The following is a 16240-nucleotide window of genomic DNA, read 5'->3' on the forward strand; positions in this document are numbered from 1 at the left end:
GGGTCGCGGCCGAACCTGCCCTCGCCGGGCCTGGAGGCCGATGTGAGGCAGAGTTATGGCGCGCCGTAACGGTGGGATATGCCTTCAGGGCAGTCCTTATCGGGCACTACAGAAGGTAATAATCGCCAAGACCTTTCCAAAACGATCAGCAACTCTCCTATAGTTGGCCCTCGTTACCTAAAGGAACCCTCTCCTCCATATACGCCCGGTATGAGGCTTTGATTGATGACGGCGCCGCCCTCCCCCCTTCGGCCCTCCGCGTTGGCCCTGCTGATCACCGCGGTGATCGCGGGCGCGCTCTCCGCAGCGGCGGTGGCCGCGGCCCCGCCCTCCGTACGGGTCCCCCTCGGCTGGTTCTCCGGCGCGGGCGTGCTGCTCCTCGCCGTAGCGGCCTTCACCGTGACCTGGTCCTCGCACACCACCCGGCTGTTGCGCGCCCGGGTCTCCGGCCTCGGCGGCGAACTGGCCGCCCGTGACGCGCACCTCGCCCGGCTGACCGCCGACGCGGCGCGCGGCGCGGCAGCGCACACCGCCGAGCGCGCACGGCTCGCCGAGGCGCACGCCGCCGAACTGCACCGGCTGAGCAGCGCGCACGCCGCCGAACTGCACCGGCTGAGCAGCGCGCACGCCGCCGAACTGGACGAGCTGGTCACCGCCCAGAGCGCCTCCCGCGAGCACCTCGGCAATGAACTGCGGCGCGCCCAGTCCGGGCGGGCCGCGGCCATGGCGGCCGCCGCCAACGCGGCCGGCCGGATGCAGGCCCTGGCTACCGGCATGCTCGCCGACCTCCGCGACATGGAGCACCGGCACGCCGACGAGGACGTCCTCGGCGACCTGCTGCACCTCGACCACCGCACGGCCCAGGCCGGCCGCCTCGCCGACTCCATCGCCGTGCTCACCGGCGCCCGTTCCGGCCGCCGCTGGGCGAAGCCGATCGTCATGGAATCGATCCTGCGCGGCGCGATGGGCCGCATCGGCGGATACCAGCGGGTCCGGCTCCACTCCACCAGCGACGCCGCCGTCGCCGGGCACGCCGCCGAGGGCGTCATGCACGCCCTCGCCGAACTCCTCGACAACGCCGCGAACTTCTCCCCGCCGACCGCCGAGGTCCACGTCTACGTGGAGGAGGTACCGGCCGGGATCATCATCACCGTCGAGGACAGCGGCCTGGTCATGAGCGAGGTCCAGCTGCGCCGCGCCGAACAGGCCGTGACCGCCGAGTCGCTGGACCTCGCCGGGCTCTCCGGCACGAGGCTCGGTCTCGCCGTGGTCGGCCGCCTCGCCCGCAAGCACGGGCTGACGGTCTCCTTCCGGCCCTCGGCGCGCGGCGGTACGGGCGCGCTGATGATGCTCCCGCAGGAGCTGATCAGCCGTCCTGCGGCCGAAGCCGCGCCCGCACCGGAACGCGCACCGGGCACGACGCCGGCCCCCGCGCCCGCCGCCCTGCCCGCTGCCCGCGCCGCGCTGCCCGCGACCCCCGCCGCGCCCGGCGCCGCCGGGCGCGCGGACGACCGTACGGCCGCCGGAGCCGGCGCCATCCCGGCCGGGCAGCGCCCGGCGCTGGAATCCCCGGCCGACCCCACCGGGGGTCTGCCGCAGCGCAAGCGCGGCCGCACCCTGGCGGCCGCCCACCCCCAGGGCCCCGACGCCGCCGGCAGGGCGGCCCGTACACCCGCCGGCACCACACCGCCCGGCACCACACCCGTCGGCACCACACCGCCCGGCACCACGCCCACGGCCGCCACACCCACCGGCCCCACGGGCGCGTCCCGCTCGGCCGCCCGCTTCGGCAGCTTCCGCCAGGCGGTCCGCGGCGCCTCCGCGGCATCCGCCCCGCCCACGCCGCCGTCCCCGCACGAACCCCCGCACCCGGAAGGCAACACGGAATGACCGGCCCCACCACCGACGAGACGCTCAGCTGGCTCCTGGAAGGCCTCCTGGAGCGCACCCCCGGCGCCCGGCACGCCCTCGTGCTCTCCCGCGACGGCCTCAAGCTGTGCCGCACCCCGGAGCTCTCCGTAGACCAGGCCGACCAGCTCGCCGCGATCGCCGCGGGCATCCAGAGCCTCTCGCACGGCGCTTCCATCGAGTTCGGTGACGGAACCGGCGGCGTACGCTCCGCGATGGCCGAGTTCTACGGCGGCATCCTCTTCATCGTCGAGGCCGGTGAGGGCGCGCACCTGGCCCTCGTCGCCGCCGAGGACGCCGACGCCGGACTGGTGGGCCACAACATGTCGGAGCTGGTCGAGCAGCTCGGCGAGCACCTCATCGCGAGGCCCCGGGGATGAGCAGGAGCAGGCCGGGCCGGGACGACTCCCCGGACCGGCTCTACACCCTCACCGGCGGCCGCAGCCGCTCCGGTTCCGATGCCTTCGACCTCGTCACGCTGATCGTCGCCGAATACGAACCGGTGCCCGGCATGCAGTCCGAACACGCGGCGATCCTGCGGATGTGCCAGTACCCGACGGCGGTCGTGGAGATCGCGGCCGAGCTGCGCCTGCCGGTGTCGATCGTACGGATCCTCCTCGCCGACCTGCTCGGCAAGGGCCGCGTCAGCGCCCGCCATCCGCGTTCTGTGACGACGGCCCGCCTTCCCGACCTCGACATCCTGGAGCAGGTGCTCGTTGGACTCCGCAACCTCTGACCCGAGGGAACCCCGCCAGACCCTGCACAGCACCGCCGACAACGGTCTGAAGATCGTGATCGTCGGCGGTTTCGGTGTCGGCAAGACCACGATGGTCCGGTCGGTCAGCGAGATCCGCCCGCTGAACACCGAGGAGACGATGACCAAGGCCGGTGAGGCCGTGGACGACACCGACGGCATCGCCGGCAAGAACGCCACGACCGTGGCCTTCGACTTCGGCCGCATCACCCTCGACGCCCGCAACGTGCTCTACCTGTTCGGAGCCCCCGGCCAGGAGCGGTTCTGGTTCCTGTGGGACCGGCTCTTCTCCGGCACGCTGGGCGCCGTCGTCCTCGTGGACACCCGCCGGCTCGCCGACTCCTGGTACGCCATCGACCGGCTCGAACACCACGGCACCCCCTTCATCGTGGCCTGCAACGACTTCGGCGGCGCGGAGCGGCACACCGCCGAACAGGTCCGGGCGGCCCTGGACCTGCCGGACGGCGTCCCCCTGGTGTTCTGCGACGCCCGCTCCCGCGAGTCCGCCCAGCACGTCCTGATCTCCCTCGTCCAGCACCTGCAGACGGCCGTCCGTCAGAACCCGTCGAAGACCCCGGAGCCCGCCCCGTGACCTGCCCAGCCGCCCACGAGCCGCCGCCCGTTCCCCTGAGCGGTCCCCGGTTCCAGACCGATCCCACCGGTCTGTACCGCGACATGCGGCGCGACCACGGCGCCGTCGCCCCGGTCGTCCTCGACGGGGGCGTACCGGCCTGGCTGGTCCTCGGCTACCGCGAACTGCACCAGGTCACCAGCGACCCGGTGCTCTTCTCCCGCGACTCCGACCTGTGGAACCAGTGGGACCGCATACCCGCCGACTGGCCGCTGCTGCCCATGATCGGCCGCAAGCAGCCCTCCATCCTGTACACGGTCGGCGAACGCCACCGGCAGCGGGCCGCCGTGATCGGCGACGCCCTGGAGTCGGTGGACCCCTTCGAACTCAAGGGCCACGCCGAGCGGTTCGCCGACGAACTGATCGACGCGGTGTGCGGCAAGGGCGCCTGCGACATCGTCGGGCAGTACGCGATGCTGCTGCCGCTGCGCGTCCTCGCCCGGATCTACGGCTTCTCCGACGAACAGGGCCCCGGCCTCGTCACCGCCATGAACGACATGATCAACGGCCGGGAGGGGGCCCTGGACGGCCAGCGCCACCTCGGGTCGTCGATGTACGCGCTGCTCGCCGCCAAACAGGCCGCGCCCGGCCAGGACGTCGCCTCCCGCATGCTCGCCAACCGGTCCGGCTTCACCGTGGACGAGATCGCCCAGGACCTGATGGTCATGCTGGCCGCCGGCCACCAGCCCACCGCGGACTGGATCGGCAACTCGCTGCGGCTCATGCTCACCGACGACCGGTTCGAGGCCTCCCTCGCGGGCGGCCGCCACAGCGTCGGCGAAGCCATGAACGAGGTGCTGTGGGAGGACACCCCCACCCAGAACGTCGCCGGCCGCTGGACCTCCCGCGACACCAACCTCGGCGGGCAGCGCATCGCCCGCGGCGACCTGCTCCTGCTCGGACTCGCCGCCGCCAACGCCGACCCGCACGTACGCACCGACGCGGGCGTCCTCACCGGCGGCAACAACGCCTTCTTCTCCTTCGGGCACGGCGAACACCGGTGCCCCTTCCCCGCCCAGGAGGTCGCCGAGGTCATCGCGCGCACCGCCATCGAAGTCCTCCTCGACCGGCTTCCGGACGTCGACCTCGCGGTGCCCGCCTCCTCCCTCGCGCGGCGCCCGTCCCCCTGGCTGCGCGGCCTGTCCGAACTGCCCGTGACCTACACGCCCACCCCCGCCCTAGGAGCGACCCGATGACGTGCCCGACCGAACACGCCGCCGGTCCCGGTGGCCCCGCCGCCATCGCCCTGGACCCCTTCGTCGCGGACCTCGACGCGGAGAGCGCCGCCCTGCGCGCGGCCGGCCCGCTCGTACGGGTCGTCCTGCCCGGCGGTGTCGGCGTCTACGCCGTCACCCGGCACGCCGAGGCGCGCAAACTCCTCACGGACTCCCGCGTGGTCAAGGACATCAACGTGTGGGGCGCCTGGCGGCGCGGTGAGATACCCGCGGACTGGCCGCTGATCGGGCTGGTCAATCCCGGCCGGTCCATGCTGACCGTCGACGGGGAGGAGCACCGCCGCCTGCGCACGCTGGTCGCCCAGGCGCTGACGGTGCGCCGGGTGGAGAAACTGCGGGCGGGCATCGAGGCGCTGACGGACGGCATGCTGGAGCGGCTGGCCGCGCTGCCGCCCGGCGAGAGCGTCGATCTGAAGGCCGGGTTCGCCTACCCGCTCCCGATGAGCGTCATCAGTGAGCTGATGGGCGTGGACGCGGCCGACCACCCGCTGATGAAGGCGCTGTTCGAGAAGTTCTTCTCCACGCAGACGCTGCCCGAGGACGTGCCGCGGATGATGGCGGACCTCGGCGCGCTGTTCTCCCGCATCGTGGAGTCCAAGCGCCAGAACCCGGGCGACGACCTCACCAGCGCGCTCATCGCCGCCTCCGAGGACGGCGACCGCCTCAGCACGGAGGAGATCACCAACACCCTCCAGCTGATGGTCGCCGCCGGCCACGAGACCACGATCAGCCTCATCGTCAACGCGGTCGTGGCCCTGGAGACCCACCCGGCGCAGCGGGCGCTCGTACTCAAGGGCGAGGTCCCCTGGGAGAACGTCATCGAGGAGACGCTGCGCTGGTCCACCCCGACCTCGCACGTACTCATCCGCTTCGCCGCCGAGGACATCGAGGTCGGCGACCGGGTGCTGCCGAAGGGCGAGGGACTGATCGTCTCCTTCGGCGCCATCGGCCGCGACGAGGAGCAGCACGGCGATACGGCGGGCGAGTTCGACGTCACGCGCACCCCGAACCGCCACATCTCCTTCGGTCACGGCCCGCACGTCTGTCCCGGCGCGGCCCTGTCCCGGCTGGAGGCCCTCGTCGCCCTCCCGGCCCTCTACGCCCGCTTTCCCGGCCTCACCCTGGCCGTCAGGCCCGGGGAACTGCGCAACAAGCCGGTCCTGACCCAGAACGACCTGTACGAGCTCCCCGTCCGCCTCGCCTGAACGGTCCGGCGCGGACGCTCGCCCCGCCGGCCGGGGACCGCGGCCTGGTTCCCTTCAAAGCCGGGAGATCGCCGCGGCCGGCGCCGGCGGACTGGCACAGTACGCCGTATGACGCCCGCTGAGCTCCTGCACGCCTTCGCCCGCACCCGCGCCTCGCTCGACGGCGGCGAGGTCGCCTTCTGGTGGTCCGGTGACGTCTACTCCTGGGCCCCGCAGGAGCCCTACCGGCGCCTCTTCGGCTTCGAAGGGCTCAATGTCGCCCGCCTCCTCACGGACGAGGAGAGCGGCGGTTACCAACTGCTCTCCCGGGAGGCGGCGTTCTACCTGGACCCGCGCACCCGGGAGATCATGGAGACCTGGGAGGAGAAGCCGGTCGTCCACGTCTGGAACGATCCGGCGAACCAGCGGTGGCGGCCCTTCCCGATCCCCGTGACCGAGCTCGGCGACCAGGTCTGCTTCAGCCTGGAGATCCCGCTCGCCTATCCCTCGCCCCTCCCGGTCGCGGACTTCCCGGCGAACTCGGCGGACGACACCTACCGGGCGCTGGAGCTCTTCCAGTTCTTCGCCCCCGCGAGCGCCCTCACCACGGACGCGGCGAGCGTCCCCTCGACGATGTCCTGGACGCGGATGTCCCCGTGGCTGCCGTGGATGGAACAGGGCCAGCGCCCCGGCGGCCTCACCTTCCACTGCCGGGGCCGGAAACTGGGCTCCTACGCGGAGGTTCCCGAGCGCACCCGCGCGTACATCCGCGACAACCAGCCCCAATTCGCCCACGCCCCGGAGGCGTGGACCGACCCGAACGAAACCAGTTGGACCTACTTCCGTAAGCTCTCCTCGCCCCGGTAGGTCAACCGGAGGAACGCCGGTACCCGGCGAAGAGGACGGGGGAGGGGAACCGGTCATGACGCCTGCTCCGGCACTGGCAGGGCCGCGCACACCCCGCCCTGCGCACGTCCAGCCGCCCGCGCTCGGCTTAGCCGACGCCTTCACCGTCGGCTGCTCCCGGCTCCGCTGAGCGCAGGGGGCGAACGCCCGGCAGAGGGTGACCCGGGGGAGCGGCAGGGGGCGGACAAGGGTTTTCCCCGTATCGAGTTCATCCCCGCGTTGCCTACTGTCTGCCCACCGGCGATCTTCCCGGGCCCACCGGTCCACGCGCCAACCCCACATGGCGCGATGCCGTCGGGCCCGGCGGATCGCCGGTCATCGCCGTTGTCCGGTCTCACCGTCGAGGCCGGAGCAACGTGGCGCGCGGCGGCGGCCGGGACGAGTCCGACCAGCTCCCCCCGGCCCCGCGGCCGCCGATACACCTCCCACACTGCACCGACCGGCCGCTCCGGACCCGTCCGGAAACGGCCCGCGAAAGGGATACCGTGCACGCAACCAGACGTAGGCTCATATCCGTGGTGGCGATCTCCGTCACCCTGCTCGCCGGCTCCGCCACGGCCACCGCTTCCGTGGCCGTCGCCGCCGACGCCCCGGCTCCGGCCGCCACGGTCGCCACCCCCGCCGCGCCGGTCGAGAACCTCATCGTCGGGTACAAGTCCACGGCCGCCGAGGCCACCTCCAACACCGCGGCCGCCGACGACGCCGCCGCCAAGGGCCGCAAGGCCGGCGAGAAGGCCAAGTTCGAGCGGCGCCTGGGCACCGGAGCCGCTCTGGTCGACCTCGGCGGCACCCTCGCCCCCAAGGACGCGGCCGACGTCATGGCGCAGTTCCGCGCCGACCCGGACGTCGCCTACGTCGAGGCCGACTCCCGCGCCTACGCGATGGCCACCCCGAACGACACCGAGTACGCCAAGCAGTGGGACCTCTTCGAGCCCGTCGCCGGTATGAACGTGCCCGCGGCCTGGGACAAGACCACCGGCTCCGGCGTCACCGTCGCCGTCATCGACACCGGCTACGTGGCCCACTCGGACCTCGCCGCCAACGTGGTCGCCGGCTACGACTTCATCTCCAGCTCCACCGACGCCCGTGACGGCAACGGCCGCGACGGCAACCCGGCCGACCAGGGCGACTGGACCGCGGCGGGCGAGTGCGGCACGGGCTCCCCGGCCAGCGGCTCCTCGTGGCACGGCACGCACGTCGCCGGCACCATCGCCGCGGCCACGGGCAACGCCAAGGGCATCGCGGGCATCGCGTACGGCGCCAAGATCCAGCCGGTGCGCGTGCTCGGCAAGTGCGGCGGCACCACCTCGGACATCGTCGACGCCATCACCTGGTCCTCCGGCGGCTCCGTCCCCGGCGTCCCGGCGAACGCCACCCCCGCGAAGGTCATCAACATGAGCCTCGGCGGCTCGGGCACCTGCGGCAGCAGCTACCAGAACGCCATCAACGCGGCCGTCAGCCGCGGTACGACCGTCGTCGTGGCCGCCGGCAACAGCAACGCCAACGCCAGCGGCTTCTCCCCGGCCAGCTGCGGCAACGTGATCAACGTGGCCGCCAGCAACCGCACCGGCGACCGCTCCTTCTACTCCAACTACGGCACGGTCATCGACATCGCCGCCCCGGGCGGTGAGACCCGCCGCGCCACCGACACGCCCGGCACCATCACCACCCCCGAGAACGGCATCCTCTCCACGCTGAACGCAGGCGCGAGCACCCCCGGGGCCGAGAACTACAAGCCCTACCAGGGCACCAGCATGGCCGCCCCGCACGTCGCGGGCCTCGCCGCGCTCCTGGTCGCCGCCAAGCCCGCCATCACCCCGGCGCAGGTCGAGTCGGCGATCAAGACCAACGCCCGTCCGCTGGCCGGCACCTGCACCGGCGGCTGCGGCGCCGGTCTCGCCGACGCCACCGCGACCGTGAACGCCGTGACCTCCGGCGCCACCATCCCGGTGCACGAGAACACCATGAACGTCTCGATCCCGGACAACGGCGGCGCCGTCTCCTCCTCGATCACGGTCTCGGGCCGCACCGGGAACGCCCCGGCCACGCTCAAGGTGTCGGTGGACATCAAGCACCCCTACCGCGGTGACCTCGTCATCGACCTGGTCGGCCCCTCCGGCGCAGTCGTCAAGCGCCTGCAGAACTCCTCCGGCGACAGCGCCGACAACGTGATCACCACCTACACGGTCGACGCCTCCGCCGTGCCCGCGAACGGCACCTGGCAGCTCCGCGTCCAGGACGTGGCCGCCTCCGACGCCGGTTACATCGACTCGTGGAGCCTCGGCTTCTGATCCGGTCCGAGAGACCGGGGCCGACCGGACCCGAACGGGTCCGGTCCGGCCGCCAACTCCGCCTGACGGCCCGATAGTACGGACCAACACAGCCCGTCGGACCTGCCCATACACCTCGTATCGGCAGGTCCGCCGGGCTTTCCTGTCACGTGACTGATTTCTGCGTCACAATCCGGACCCGCCCGCCATCCGACCTCGTATTGTCGCCTCTCACAGGAAAGGCACAGGAACTGGGGACCGAGAGGCTGGTGGCGGTGCGTGGCGGCGACGGGGCACGCTGACACAAGCGTCGGACACGCTGAACTGATCCAGGCGGTCGACCGCGCGCTGGCCGCGCACGGCCGCGCCCTCCTCACCGGACCGGCGGGAGCGGGCAAGACCGAAGTGGCCCGCGCCATCGCCGCCGCCGCCGAACGCCGCCGCGAAACCGTGCTGCGCCTCTCACCCGAGGCCGCCGACCAGTGGATCCCCGAAGCCTCCGCGGCCGCGCTCCTGGCCTCCGTCCCGTACGCCGCCCTCGACAGGCTTTCCGGCCCCCAGCGCACCGCCATCGCCCTCCTGCGCCGCGAGGCGGACGCCCCCGACGCGGGCCGCGACCACGTGGCACTGCGCCTCGCCGTCGTAGAGGTGCTGCGTACCCTCGCCGCCCGCCGCCCCGTCCTGCTCGTCCTCGACAACGCCCAGTGGCTCGACGCCGAGAGCACCGGCCTGCTCCGCTTCGCGCTGCGCCTCACCCCGCCCGGCGTACGGGTCCTCGTGGCCGAATGCGTCCAGGGCGGGGCCTCCGTCGGCGAAGCCCTCTGCGGCCCGGGCACCCCGGAGATACCCGTCCCGCCGCTGGGCGCCGACGAAGTGGCCGAGCTGCTGGTGCGCCGCGGCCTCCCGGCCCGCCTCGCCGGCCGCATCCACCAGGCCAGCGGCGGAAACCCCCGCCTCGCCCTCGCCCTCGGCCACTCCCTCGGTGAGGCCCGCGACGGCAGCGCCCACCACGCCGACACCCTGCCCGTCTCCGGACAGGCCCGGGAAGTCGCCCGCCGGCTGCTCTCCGCCGCCCCGGCCCGCGCCCGCCGCACCCTGCTGCTGGCCGCCCTCGCCGCCCGTCCCACCGTCGCACTGCTGCGCCGCGCCGGGCGCCCCGACGCCGAAGCCGAGCTCGCCGAAGCGGAACGGGCCGCTCTGGTCACCGTGGGGGAGGACGGCGCAGTGGAGTTCACCGCCGGCGCGCTGCCCACCGCCCTGGCCGCGGACGCCGGCTGGCCCGAACGCTCCGCCGGACACGCCGCCCTGGCCGCCGCCGTGGACGATCCCGTCCAGGCCGTACGCCACCGGGCGCTGGCCGTGGACACCCCCGACCAGTGGCTCGCCGCCGAGATCACCGCGGCTGCCGCGGCCTGCCGCCGCCGGGGGCAGCGGGCGCTCGCCGCCGAGCTCGGCCTGCTCGCCGCCGAGCGCACGCCGTCCCACCTGCCCGGCGAGGAACTGGCCCGCCTCGTCGGAGCCGCCGAGGACGCCGGCTGGGCCGGCCGCGCCGACCTCGCCCGCCGCGCCACCCGGGCCGTGCTGGCCCGCGACGCCTCACCCGCCGACCGGGTGCGCGCCCGCCTCGCCGTGATCGACGCCGCCGGGCAGGCCCTGGCCGCCCTGGACGAGACCATCGCGTGCGCCATGGCCGACGCCGCCGGCGACCCCTCGCTCCAGGCCGCGGTGCAGCTGCGGATCGCCTGGAAGCACAACCTCAGTGACGGCGACCCGGTCCGCTCCCGCGACGCCGCCGCCGCAGCCGGCCGGCTCGCCGCCCGCGGCGGCGACCAGGTCGCCGAGGCCATGGCCCTGACGGTCAGGGCCCGCATGGGCCGCATCCTCGGGGACCCCGACGCCGAAGCCATCCTCGCCGAGGCCCTCGCCCTCCCCGCTCCCGACGTGCCGCTCGGCATGCGCAACGCGCCGCAGTACCTCGCCGTACGGCACGCACTCTTCGACGACCGCCTGGCCGACGCCCGCCGGCAGCTGCTGGTCCTCCTGCCCGCCGTCCAGAGCACCGGCTCGGCGGAGGACGTCTTCGAGGTCCTGCGCAGCCTCACCGAAGTGGAACTGCGCAGCGGCCGGTGTGCGGCCGCCTCGGCGCACGCCCGCCGCGCTCTGGAGCTGACGATCGAGGCGGGGCTCTCGCCCGGCCCCGCCTGGTACGTGGCCGCCATGGCCGAGACCATGGGCGGCAGCTTCGCCCGCGCCGCCGGATACGCCCGGCGCGGTATCCAGGCCTCGCAGGAGGAGCACGACCAGGTCTTCCTCTCCCGCAGCCTGCACGCGCTGGGCCTGGTCGAACTCGCCACGGGAGAGGCGGCGAAGGCGGTCACCACCCTGCGCCGCGTCGCGGAACTGGAGTACGCCCAGCAGGTGGTGGACCCCTCGGTCCTGCGCTGGCACGGGGAGCTCGCCGAGGCGCTGATCGCGGCCGACGCACCGGCCCCGGCCGCCGAACTGCTCGGCTCCGTCCGCCCGGTGGCCGTCGAGCTCGGACGGGACAGTGTGGTCGCCGCCCTCGACCGTGCCCGCGGCCTGTGCCTGTCCGCGCGGGGCGAAGCGGACGAGGCCGTCCGCCTGTTGGCGGAGACGGCGCAGCGGTTCGCAGCCCTCGAACTGCCCCTGGAACGCGGCCGTACGCTGCTCGCCCTCGGCCGGGTGGAACGCCGCCGCCGCCGGCGCGCGCCCGCCCGCGCCGCGCTGCGGGCGGCGGCCGAGGTCTTCGAGCTGGCCGGGGCCGACCCCTGGACGGAACTGGCCGCCGAGCCGGCCGCGGTGGGCGAGGGCAGCCGTACGGAGGCGGCCGCGGCCCTGACCGAGGCCGAGGCCCGCCTCGCCCTGCTCGTCAGCCGGGGGGCGAGCAACCAGGAGGCGGCGGCGAAGCTGTTCCTCAGCGTCAAGACGGTGGAAGCCCGGCTGACGCGCATCTACCAGAAACTCGACGTACGCTCGCGCGCCCAGCTGGCCACCGCACTGCGCACGCCGTCGGCCGACTGAGGAACGCGGTCCTCAGTCGGCCGGCGCGCCGGGCGGTGGACCGACGGGTCAGCAGGTCAGGTTGTTCCCGGGGGTCACGCCGAGCAGCTGAGTGAACCGCTGGTAGGTGTTGACGCGGCTCTGGACCTGGGCGGGATTGCCGCCGTTGCACTCCAGGGCGCCGTTGATGGAGCGGATCGTCTCGCCGAATCCCGCGCCGTTGACCATGGCCGCGTGGGCGGTCATCGTCCCGGGGCCGTTCTGCGTGTTCCAGTACCAGAGCGCCGTCTTCATGGCGACGGCCGGGTCCTGCTCGACGAGGTACGGGTTCGCGAGCAGGTTGATGCCGAGGGCGTCACCCGCCGCCTTGTAGTTGAAGTTCCAGCTCAGCTGGATGGGGCCGCGGCCGTAGTAGGCGGCCCGGCCGGCCGGACAGCCGTACGGCTGGTTCGCGTCGCAGTAGTGGGGGTAGTTGGCGGTGTTCTGCTCGACGATGTGCACGAGCCCGCCCGTCTCGTGCGAGACGTTGGCGAGGAAGGCGGCTGCCTCGCGCCGCTTCACGGTGTCGTCACCGGTCTTGGCGAAGGCGGGGTAGGCGGAGAGCGCCGCGACGAGGCCGTTGTAGGTGTAAAAGGGGTTCCGGTTCGGGAACATCTGCTGGAACTGGGCCTCGGAGACGACGAATCCGGACGGGTCACCGGGGCCGGGGTCCGGCTCCTGGCCCCCGCTGCCACCGCAGGCGCCCTGGTCGGACCAGACGCCCCACGGTCCGGTGGTGCCCGGGCTCTCGCCCTGGGTCCACCACTTCGCCTGCCAGTTGCGCCCGTCGTGCGAGGCGCTCATGCCGTTGGTGTAGACGGCCGATGCGCCCCACGGAGTGGCGCAGGGGGCTGCCGCGGCGGCGGGGGAGGAGGGGAAGGCGATGGCGATGCCGGCCGTCACGGCCGCGGCGGCGGTCAGGGCGAGGGCGCGGCGGCGAAGCGCACGTATCACGTAACTGCTCCTTCAGTGGGGGGAGTCGCCGTGGGGGCGGCGGCTGTCGCCACTGAATCGAAGTGGTCTGAACCTGTCAAGGTCTAGACCAAATCTGCTCCGGTTCGCTCAAAGCCCGTACGACGACGCCGACGTGGCGCTAGGGAGCGCGTCACGCCGGCGCGGGAGCCGTTGTGCGATGTCGGATCGAGGCGTCCGATCAAGGCGTCGGGCGTCAGCTGCCCGAGGAGAGGTTGCCGGAGAGGACCGGGATGTTCTCGGCGATGTGCGAGAGCGAGTCGTCGCCCTTGCCCTGCGTGGAGTTCTCGGTGCACTGCTGGTGCTGCGGGTTGGCCAGCACGTTGATGTCCTGGACACCGACGTTGAGGATGATCCCCACGATCGACTGGGCGTTGACCCTCGCGGGCAGCCCGACGCAGAGCTTGTTCAGGGAGCCCTGAACGGCGCTGAGCTGCGGGCTCATGGCGCCCTTGGTCTCCTGGTTGCCGTAGACCTGCGAGGCGCCGTTGCCGTTCACCGTGTTGACGCCGTTGTCGTTGCCGATCGCCATCGCCGGGGCTGCTGCTGCTGCACCCGCTCCCAGCGCGGAGGCGGTGACCGCGGCGGTGGCCATGAACTTCTTGAGCATCTGGAGGATCCTTCTGTTCGCAGGTCGCATGGGAGGTGCCCCCGGCGGGACAGGCTGATCAACTCCCCGCGGCGCCAGGGGTTATCACCCCTCACCCGGGTGGCCCAGCGGCGTACCCCGCAGGAGATGATGGCCGTCGGCCGACTGACTGGAGGGCGCACCATGCGCGTCGGGATCTACCTGGCACACCCGCGGCAGGGCAGCTTCAACCATGCGCTGTCCGAAGCCGTGGCGGGAGAACTGGCGGAACGGGGCTGCCACGTCATCGCGCACGACCTGTACGCGGAGGGCTTCCCTCCGCTGCTGTCGGCCGAGGAGACCGGGACCGTCGGCGACGCCGGTGGCGCCGCGGATGCCCGGGTGGCCCTGCACCGTGCCGAGGTCGCGACCCTGGACGCCCTGGTCTTCATTCACCCGAACTGGTGGGGCATGCCCCCCGCCGTGCTCACCGGCTGGGTGCAGCGCGTGCTCGTGCCGGGAGTCGCCTACAAGCTGGGCGCGGCGGACGGCGAACCGCAGGGCCTGCTCAAGGCCGGCCGGGCGCTCGTCCTGAACACCTCCGACACCCCCGCCGACCGGGAGGCGAGCGAGTTCGGAGACCCGCTGCGCTCGATCTGGTCGGCCTGTGTGCTGCCGTACGCAGGAGTCACCGACATCCGCCGGCGCGTCTTTCGGACGGTCACGGACTCGGCCGGGTCCACCCGGGCCGGCTGGCTGTGCGAGGCGCGCCGGGAGGCGGCCGGTCTGATCACCTGAAGTGGCCGCCCGTGGTCCGGCGCGGCGGTACGGCTGCCCGGTCCCGCCGTCGCGACGGCGAGACTGAGCTCCTCGCGTACGAGGGTCAGCCGGTCTTGCGGCGGACCTTCTTGTTCTTGCCGCCGGGGCCGCTGCTGGAACCCTGGACCTTCGCCCGGCTCTGGTGCGACTGCTGGGACTGCGCGTTGGCGGCATTGCGCTCCAGGGCCTCCCGGAACTTGCGCTTGGCCTCATCCGCCGGGGATTCGTCCTGCGGGGTATCGGTTTCGTCTGCCATTTGTCCTCCTGGGGTGTTCAAGCGCTTCAGTCTGTCAGCTGGCGTGCGCGCTGACCAGCGGGTTCCCCTTGACCGCGTGGGGCGCGGCGGGCCGGGGAGCGGCCGCAGCGGGCGCGCCGACCGTACCCAAGGGGGGCTTGGGCCAGCCATAAGATCGGCTTATGGGGTCATAAGTGCACACCGGGTGCCGAGTAAGGCATGCCTTAGTTTAGGGTTCCCTTGATCCAGCTTGTTTTCGCTCGAAGGGACCCTTCTCATGCCTCGCCCCCTGCGGGTAGCAATCGTCGGTGCCGGCCCCGCCGGAATCTACGCCGCCGACGCGCTCCTGAAGTCAGAGGCCGCCGCCGAGCCCGGTGTGTCCATCGACCTCTTCGAGAAGATGCCCGCACCCTTCGGGCTGATCCGGTACGGCGTCGCTCCCGACCACCCGCGGATCAAGGGCATCATCACCGCCCTGCACCAGGTGCTCGACAAGCCGCAGGTCCGCCTCTTCGGCAATGTCGACTACCCGAACGACATCAGCCTCGACGAGCTGCAGTCGTTCTACGACGCCGTGATCTTCTCCACGGGTGCCACCGCCGACCGCGCCCTGGCCATCCCGGGCGTCGAACTCGACGGTTCCTTCGGCGCCGCCGACTTCGTCTCCTGGTACGACGGCCACCCCGACGTCCCCCGCACCTGGCCGCTGGAGGCGGAGAAGGTCGCGGTCCTGGGCGTCGGCAACGTCGCCCTCGACGTGGCCCGCATCCTCGCGAAGACGGCCGACGAACTGCTGTCGACCGAGATCCCGCCGAACGTCTACGCCGGCCTCAAGGCCAACAAGGCGCTGGAGGTACACGTCTTCGGGCGCCGCGGCCCGGCCCAGGCCAAGTTCAGCCCCATGGAGCTGCGGGAACTGGACCACTCGCCCACCATCGAGGTCATCGTCAACCCCGAGGACATCGACTACGACGAGGGCTCGATCGCCACCCGCCGCTCCAACAAGCAGGCGGACATGGTTGCCAAGACCCTGGAGAACTGGGCGATCCGCGACATCGGCGACCGGCCGCACAAATTGTTCCTGCACTTCTTCGAGTCCCCTTGCGAGGTGCTGGGCGAGAACGGCAAGGTCGTCGGACTGCGCACCGAACGCACCGAGCTCGACGGCACCGGCAACGTCAAGGGAACGGGCGAGTTCCACACCTGGGACGTCCAGGCCGTCTACCGGGCCGTCGGATACCTCTCGGACGAGCTGCCCAAGCTGCCCTGGGACGTCGAATCCGGCACGGTCCCCGACGAGGGCGGCCGCGTCATCGAAGCGGGCCGCCACCTGCAGTCGACGTACGTGACGGGCTGGATCCGGCGCGGGCCGGTCGGCCTCATCGGCCACACCAAGGGCGACGCGAACGAGACCGTCGCCAACCTCCTGGCCGATCACGCGGACGGCCGCCTGCACACACCGGCCGCTCCGGCACCGGAGGCGGTCGAGGCCTTCCTCGCCGAGCGGAGCGTCCGCTACACGACCTGGGAGGGCTGGTACCGCCTGGACGCGGCCGAGAAGGCCCTGGGCGTCCCCCAGGACCGCGAGCGCGTGAAGATCGTCGAGCGCGAGGCGATGCTCGAAGCGAGCGGCGCGTAAGCCGGGGGCCCGCCCTCACCGGCGGGCCCCGCCCTTCTCGCTCACGGGTACGGCCGCCT

The 16240-nt window shown here is 72.8% G+C and carries 14 protein-coding genes; 11 read left to right on the top strand and 3 right to left on the bottom strand.

The genetic code is table 11. The annotated features are described in order from the left end of the window. Window positions 1-225 precede the first annotated feature (225 nt). The 9 genes from ACWDX7_RS13425 to ACWDX7_RS13465 all read left to right on the top strand — a co-directional run bounded on the left by ACWDX7_RS13425 (window position 226) and on the right by ACWDX7_RS13465 (window position 11930). The gene (locus ACWDX7_RS13425; RefSeq protein ID WP_451491648.1) at window positions 226-1890 is read left to right on the top strand and encodes a sensor histidine kinase; all 1665 of its coding nucleotides are present in this window, start codon (window positions 226-228) and stop codon (window positions 1888-1890) included. Then, the gene (locus ACWDX7_RS13430; protein WP_451491647.1) at window positions 1887-2288 is read left to right on the top strand and encodes a roadblock/LC7 domain-containing protein; all 402 of its coding nucleotides are present in this window, start codon (window positions 1887-1889) and stop codon (window positions 2286-2288) included. The genes ACWDX7_RS13425 and ACWDX7_RS13430 overlap by 4 nt, the downstream gene beginning before the upstream one ends. Next, window positions 2285-2644, top strand: a complete 360-nt coding sequence (locus ACWDX7_RS13435; protein ID WP_451491646.1) for a DUF742 domain-containing protein — start codon at window positions 2285-2287, stop codon at window positions 2642-2644. Before ACWDX7_RS13430 ends, ACWDX7_RS13435 begins: the two co-directional genes overlap by 4 nt. Further along, window positions 2625-3254 (top strand): GTP-binding protein, encoded by a 630-nt coding sequence (locus ACWDX7_RS13440; protein WP_451491645.1) that lies wholly within the window; start codon window positions 2625-2627, stop codon window positions 3252-3254. The genes ACWDX7_RS13435 and ACWDX7_RS13440 overlap by 20 nt, the downstream gene beginning before the upstream one ends. Then, window positions 3251-4489 (top strand): cytochrome P450, encoded by a 1239-nt coding sequence (locus ACWDX7_RS13445; protein WP_451491644.1) that lies wholly within the window; start codon window positions 3251-3253, stop codon window positions 4487-4489. The genes ACWDX7_RS13440 and ACWDX7_RS13445 overlap by 4 nt, the downstream gene beginning before the upstream one ends. Continuing rightward, window positions 4486-5733, top strand: coding sequence for a cytochrome P450 family protein (locus ACWDX7_RS13450; RefSeq protein WP_451491643.1), 1248 nt, complete (start codon window positions 4486-4488; stop codon window positions 5731-5733). The genes ACWDX7_RS13445 and ACWDX7_RS13450 overlap by 4 nt, the downstream gene beginning before the upstream one ends. Before the next feature lie 108 nt (window positions 5734-5841). Next, on the top strand, window positions 5842-6579 hold the full coding sequence (locus ACWDX7_RS13455) for a DUF1838 family protein (RefSeq protein WP_451491642.1): 738 nt from the start codon (window positions 5842-5844) through the stop codon (window positions 6577-6579). Between the two features lie 557 nt (window positions 6580-7136). After that, window positions 7137-8909: a S8 family peptidase gene (locus tag ACWDX7_RS13460; protein WP_451491681.1), complete on the top strand. Its 1773-nt coding sequence runs from the start codon at window positions 7137-7139 to the stop codon at window positions 8907-8909. Window positions 8910-9167: 258 nt separating this feature from the next. Then, entirely contained in the window at window positions 9168-11930 is a 2763-nt protein-coding gene (locus ACWDX7_RS13465) for an AAA family ATPase (protein ID WP_451491641.1), read from the top strand. Window positions 11931-11978: 48 nt separating this feature from the next. Here ACWDX7_RS13465 and ACWDX7_RS13470 read toward each other — a convergent pair whose 3' ends face one another. Both ACWDX7_RS13470 and ACWDX7_RS13475 read right to left on the bottom strand, forming a co-directional pair. Further along, a complete protein-coding gene (locus ACWDX7_RS13470; protein ID WP_451491640.1) occupies window positions 11979-12902 on the bottom strand; it encodes a glycoside hydrolase family 19 protein in 924 nt (307 codons plus the stop codon). Window positions 12903-13116: 214 nt separating this feature from the next. Then, on the bottom strand, window positions 13117-13530 hold the full coding sequence (locus ACWDX7_RS13475) for a rodlin (protein WP_451491639.1): 414 nt from the start codon (window positions 13528-13530) through the stop codon (window positions 13117-13119). Between the two features lie 162 nt (window positions 13531-13692). Between ACWDX7_RS13475 and ACWDX7_RS13480 the strand changes: the two genes are divergently transcribed. Next, window positions 13693-14286: an NAD(P)H-dependent oxidoreductase gene (locus ACWDX7_RS13480; RefSeq protein ID WP_451491638.1), complete on the top strand. Its 594-nt coding sequence runs from the start codon at window positions 13693-13695 to the stop codon at window positions 14284-14286. 85 nt (window positions 14287-14371) lie between these two features. Here ACWDX7_RS13480 and ACWDX7_RS13485 read toward each other — a convergent pair whose 3' ends face one another. Then, window positions 14372-14563 carry a DUF5302 domain-containing protein gene (locus ACWDX7_RS13485; RefSeq protein ID WP_392051861.1) on the bottom strand — a complete coding sequence of 64 codons (192 nt, stop codon included), beginning with the start codon at window positions 14561-14563 and terminating at the stop codon, window positions 14372-14374. 256 nt (window positions 14564-14819) lie between these two features. On the opposite strand from ACWDX7_RS13485, the gene ACWDX7_RS13490 reads away from it, so the two are divergent. Further along, complete coding sequence (locus ACWDX7_RS13490; RefSeq protein ID WP_451491637.1) at window positions 14820-16181, top strand: FAD-dependent oxidoreductase; 1362 nt, start codon at window positions 14820-14822, stop codon at window positions 16179-16181. The last annotated feature ends 59 nt before the right edge of the window (window positions 16182-16240 follow it).

Source organism: Streptomyces sp. NPDC003034 (genome assembly GCF_053591375.1).